1 tRNA gene and 3 rRNA genes are annotated in these 5,728 nt (G+C 50.8%); all 4 read right to left on the reverse strand.

Annotation, left to right across the window (positions count from 1 at the left end):
* Nucleotides 1-84: 84 nt before the first annotated feature.
* Nucleotides 85-200, reverse strand: a 5S ribosomal RNA gene (gene rrf, locus PHACT_RS15875).
* Nucleotides 201-420: 220 nt separating this feature from the next.
* Nucleotides 421-3,313: ribosomal RNA gene (locus tag PHACT_RS15880) — 23S ribosomal RNA — on the reverse strand.
* A gap of 284 nt (nucleotides 3,314-3,597) precedes the next feature.
* A tRNA-Ile gene (locus PHACT_RS15885) sits at nucleotides 3,598-3,674 on the reverse strand.
* A gap of 112 nt (nucleotides 3,675-3,786) precedes the next feature.
* Nucleotides 3,787-5,325 (reverse strand): 16S ribosomal RNA (locus PHACT_RS15890).
* Together the 16S, 23S and 5S rRNA genes with 1 tRNA gene alongside form the textbook arrangement of a ribosomal RNA operon.
* Between the last annotated feature and the right edge of the window lie 403 nt (nucleotides 5,326-5,728).

Consider the following 5,728-nt stretch of genomic DNA (forward strand, 5'->3'; position numbering starts at 1 on the left):
CCTACTCTCCCGTAGGACATCGTCAATCGGCGAACAAAAAAAAAGGGCCACCCCGCATGGGGTGGCCCTTTTTCGCTTATTAATGCCTGACGATGTCCTACTCTCACATGGGGAGACCCCACACTACCATCGGCGCTGAGTACTTTCACTTCTGAGTTCGGGATGGGATCAGGTGGTTCATACTCGCTATGGTCGTCAGGCAAACCGTTGATGCACATGCGCTGTTGTCAGCATGCCATCGTTTACCCTTTGACAATCTGATGAATGAAGATTGTGTTCTGTTTTTGCTGAATCGGCTCTCTAGCGTCTTTAGACTCACTAGCACAGCGCTTTATACAAGCTCTATCTGTATCAATCAAAGCTGTTTGTCTCATATAACCGGTTGCTTACATCTTGATGGATGCAAAAACCTGCGATTATATGGTCAAGCCTCACGTGCAATTAGTACTGGTTAGCTCAATGCATCACTGCACTTACACACCCAGCCTATCAACGTCGTGGTCTTCAACGGCACTTTAGGGGGATTAAATCCCCAGGGAGATCTCGTCTTGAGGGGGGCTTCCCGCTTAGATGCTTTCAGCGGTTATCCTGTCCGAACGTAGCTACCGGGCAATGCCACTGGCGTGACAACCCGAACACCAGAGGTTCGTCCACTCCGGTCCTCTCGTACTAGGAGCAGCTCCTCTCAAATCTCCAACGCCCACGGCAGATAGGGACCGAACTGTCTCACGACGTTCTAAACCCAGCTCGCGTACCACTTTAAATGGCGAACAGCCATACCCTTGGGACCGGCTTCAGCCCCAGGATGTGATGAGCCGACATCGAGGTGCCAAACACCGCCGTCGATGTGAACTCTTGGGCGGTATCAGCCTGTTATCCCCGGAGTACCTTTTATCCGTTGAGCGATGGCCCTTCCATTCAGAACCACCGGATCACTATGACCTACTTTCGTACCTGCTCGAGCCGTCGCTCTCGCAGTCAAGCACCCTTATGCCATTACACTAAATGAGCGATTTCCGACCGCTCTTAGGGTACCTTCGTGCTCCTCCGTTACTCTTTGGGAGGAGACCGCCCCAGTCAAACTACCCACCACACACGGTCCTCGTCCCCGTTTCAGGGACTGAGTTAGAACCTCAACAATACCAGGGTGGTATTTCAAGGATGACTCCACGACAGCTAGCGCTGCCGCTTCAAAGTCTCCCACCTATCCTACACAGATAGTGTCAAAGTCCAGTGTGAAGCTATAGTAAAGGTTCACGGGGTCTTTCCGTCTAGCCGCGGGTACACTGCATCTTAACAGCGATTTCAATTTCACTGAGTCTTGGGTGGAGACAGCGCCGCCATCATTACGCCATTCGTGCAGGTCGGAACTTACCCGACAAGGAATTTCGCTACCTTAGGACCGTTATAGTTACGGCCGCCGTTTACCGGGGCTTCGATCAAGAGCTTCGCCTAAGCTAACCCCATCAATTAACCTTCCGGCACCGGGCAGGCGTCACACCCTATACTTCCTCTTACGAGTTTGCAGAGTGCTGTGTTTTTAATAAACAGTTGCAGCGGCCTGGTCACTTCGACTCTCCTCAGCTTACGCAGTAAATGCTTCACCAAAAAGAGCGTACCTTCTCCCGAAGTTACGGTACCATTTTGCCTAGTTCCTTCACCCAAGTTCTCTCAAGCGCCTTGGTATTCTCTACCTGATCACCTGTGTCGGTTTACAGTACGGTCGTCTGTTATCTGAAGCTTAGAAGGTTTTCCTGGAAGCATGGCATCAACCACTTCTCTCACTAAAAAGTAAGATCGTCATCAGTTCTCGGCCTTAGCAACCCGGATTTACCTAAGTCACCAGCCTACAACCTTAAACGCGGACTACCAACGCCGCGCTGGCCTAGCCTTCTCCGTCACTCCATCGCAATAACAGCCGGTATCGGAATTTTAACCGATTTCCCATCGACTACACCTTTCGGTCTCGCCTTAGGGGCCGACTCACCCTGTCCCGATTAACGTTGGACAGGAAACCTTGATCTTCCGGCGGAGGGGTTTTTCACCCCTCTTATCGTTACTCATGTCAGCATTCGCACTTGTGATACCTCCAGCAAACCTCTCGATTCACCTTCAACGGCCTACACAACGCTCCTCTACCATATGTGCCTAAGCACACATCCGCAGCTTCGGTTATCAGTTTGAGCCCCGTTATATCTTCCGCGCAGGCCGACTCGACTAGTGAGCTATTACGCTTTCTTTAAAGGATGGCTGCTTCTAAGCCAACCTCCTAGCTGTCTAAGCCTTCCCACATCGTTTCCCACTTAACTGATATTTGGGACCTTAGCTGGCGGTCTGGGTTGTTTCCCTCTTGACGACTGACGTTAGCACCCGCCGTCTGTCTCCCGTGATAAAACTTACTGGTATTCGGAGTTTGCATCGGGTTGGTAAGTCGGGATGACCCCCTAGCCGACACAGTGCTCTACCCCCAGCAGTCAATTCCACGAGGCTCTACCTAAATAGATTTCGAGGAGAACCAGCTATCTCCGGGCTTGATTAGCCTTTCACTCCGACCCACAGCTCATCCGAATCTTTTTCAACAGATTACGGTTCGGTCCTCCAGTGCCTGTTACGGCACCTTCAACCTGGCCATGGGTAGATCGCCCGGTTTCGGGTCTAATGCCAGCAACTATTTCGCCCAGTTAAGACTCGGTTTCCCTACGGCTCCCCTATACGGTTAACCTTGCTACTGACATTAACTCGCTGACCCATTATACAAAAGGTACGCAGTCACAGAACAAGTCTGCTCCTACTGCTTGTACGTACGCGGTTTCAGGGTCTATTTCACTCCCCTCACCGGGGTTCTTTTCGCCTTTCCCTCACGGTACTAGTTCACTATCGGTCAGCCAGGAGTATTTAGCCTTGGAGGATGGTCCCCCCATATTCAGTCAAAATTACACGTGTTTCGACCTACTCGTTTTCATTAAAACAGCATTTTCGTGTACGGGGCTATCACCCACTGTCGCCGGACTTTCCAGACCGTTCCACTAACACTGATCTAACTTAAGGGCTAATCCCCGTTCGCTCACCGCTACTTAGGGAATCTCAATTGATTTCTTTTCCTGCAGGTACTGAGATGTTTCAGTTCCCCGCGTTCGCCTCCATAACCTATGTATTCAGTTATGGATGACCCACAAGTGGGCCGGGTTTCCCCATTCGGACATCTCCGGATCAAAGCCTGTTTGACGGCTCCCCGAAGCATTTCGCTGCCTACCACGTCCTTCATCGCCTCTGGCTGCCAAGGCATCCACCACGTACGCTTAATTGCTTGACCATATAACCTCAGACTCTTACATCTTCAGCCACACAGACAAACTCGCCTTCGATCGTACAGAATAGTTTGCGCTTGTATAAATTTAATTCAGCAATAAACACTTTATCAACCATACAATCAATACTAAAACGCTCATCACAGATCGTCTCTGCAATAAACAGTATCAACTGTATCGTCTATAAATTGTCTTCATTCATCGATTGTTAAAGAACAGTACCTGAATCTACAGGATCCAGGGGACTATCAATGATTGGTCACATTACTGTAAACCAAACTCATTAATATGGTGGGTCTGGGCCGATTTGAACGGCCGACCTCACCCTTATCAGGGGTGCGCTCTAACCAACTGAGCTACAGACCCGAATCCGTCTCAGGTCAGCCACTGCTGGAGCAACGACCCTGGGTTCTTAAAAAAGGTCAGGATTAAGTAATAGAGGTGAGCACTTGTCCGAAGCATCTAAGTGCTATCTGTTTAAGGAGGTGATCCAGCCGCAGGTTCCCCTACGGCTACCTTGTTACGACTTCACCCCAGTCATGAATCACAAAGTGGTGAGCGCACTCCCGAAGGTTATGCTACCCACTTCTTTTGCAACCCACTCCCATGGTGTGACGGGCGGTGTGTACAAGGCCCGGGAACGTATTCACCGTAACATTCTGATTTACGATTACTAGCGATTCCGACTTCACGGAGTCGAGTTGCAGACTCCGATCCGGACTACGATTCGTTTTATGGGATTAGCTCCACCTCGCGGCTTGGCAACCCTTTGTACGAACCATTGTAGCACGTGTGTAGCCCTGGTCGTAAGGGCCATGATGACTTGACGTCGTCCCCACCTTCCTCCGGTTTGTCACCGGCAGTCTCCTTAGAGTGCCCAACTAAATGATGGCAAATAAGGACAAGGGTTGCGCTCGTTACGGGACTTAACCCAACATCTCACGACACGAGCTGACGACAGCCATGCAGCACCTGTCTCCAAGTTCCCGAAGGCACCAATCCATCTCTGGAAAGTTCTTGGGATGTCAAGACCAGGTAAGGTTCTTCGCGTTGCGTCGAATTAAACCACATGCTCCACCGCTTGTGCGGGCCCCCGTCAATTCATTTGAGTTTTAATCTTGCGACCGTACTCCCCAGGCGGTCAACTTAGTGCGTTAGCTGCGCCACTCAGAGCATTACGCTCCCAACGGCTAGTTGACATCGTTTACGGCGTGGACTACCAGGGTATCTAATCCTGTTTGCTCCCCACGCTTTCGCACCTCAGCGTCAGTATCGATCCAGGGGGCCGCCTTCGCCACCGGTATTCCTCCACATCTCTACGCATTTCACCGCTACACGTGGAATTCTACCCCCCTCTCCCGTACTCTAGCCTGGCAGTATTGGATGCAGTTCCAAGGTTGAGCCCTGGGCTTTCACATCCAACTAACCAAACCGCCTACGCGCGCTTTACGCCCAGTAATTCCGATTAACGCTTGCACCCTTCGTATTACCGCGGCTGCTGGCACGAAGTTAGCCGGTGCTTATTCTGCAGGTAACGTCAACTGACAAGATTATTAGTCTTGCCCCTTTCCTCCCTGCTTAAAGTGCTTTACAACCCGAAGGCCTTCTTCACACACGCGGCATGGCTGGATCAGGGTTGCCCCCATTGTCCAATATTCCCCACTGCTGCCTCCCGTAGGAGTCCGGACCGTGTCTCAGTTCCGGTGTGACTGATCATCCTCTCAGACCAGTTACGGATCGTCGCCTTGGTGGGCCTTTACCCCACCAACTAGCTAATCCGACGCAGGCTCATCTGATAGCGCAAGGTCCGAAGATCCCCTGCTTTCCCCCGTAGGGCGTATGCGGTATTAATTCGAGTTTCCCCGAGCTATCCCCCACTACCAGGCAGATTCCTACGCGTTACTCACCCGTCCGCCGCTCGACGCCTGGGAGCAAGCTCCCATCGTTTCCGCTCGACTTGCATGTGTTAAGCCTGCCGCCAGCGTTCAATCTGAGCCATGATCAAACTCTTCAGTTTAAGGTTTTACACTCAAGCTTACTCGCCGTACTACTTAACCGACAATTCACTCAAGTTAAAATCATGCTCAAAGTTTACAACTACTGTCTATTGACTTAAATCATCAACCCTTGGGAGGGCTGATAATTAACGCGGTTGCTTCCCTTTGATATCTTTACGATTGCGCAAAAATACCTCGGCAAGCACCCACCTCTATTACTTAATCTCTGTCTTTTAAAGAACTTTTCCGCCTCAGCCTTCGTGGCTAAGAGGCCGCGTATTATACGCGTTTCAAGCAATCTGGCAAGCACTTTTTTTCACTTTCTTTGCCAGCTCATCGCCAACAATTCCATCTGAAAATACTGCTGTCCTGCCAACCTTGACCAGGGTGTTATCTCGTCAAGGGCGCGCATTATGCCACAGT

The organism is Pseudohongiella acticola (assembly GCF_001758195.1).
In the GTDB taxonomy this organism is placed as follows: domain Bacteria; phylum Pseudomonadota; class Gammaproteobacteria; order Pseudomonadales; family Pseudohongiellaceae; genus Pseudohongiella; species Pseudohongiella acticola.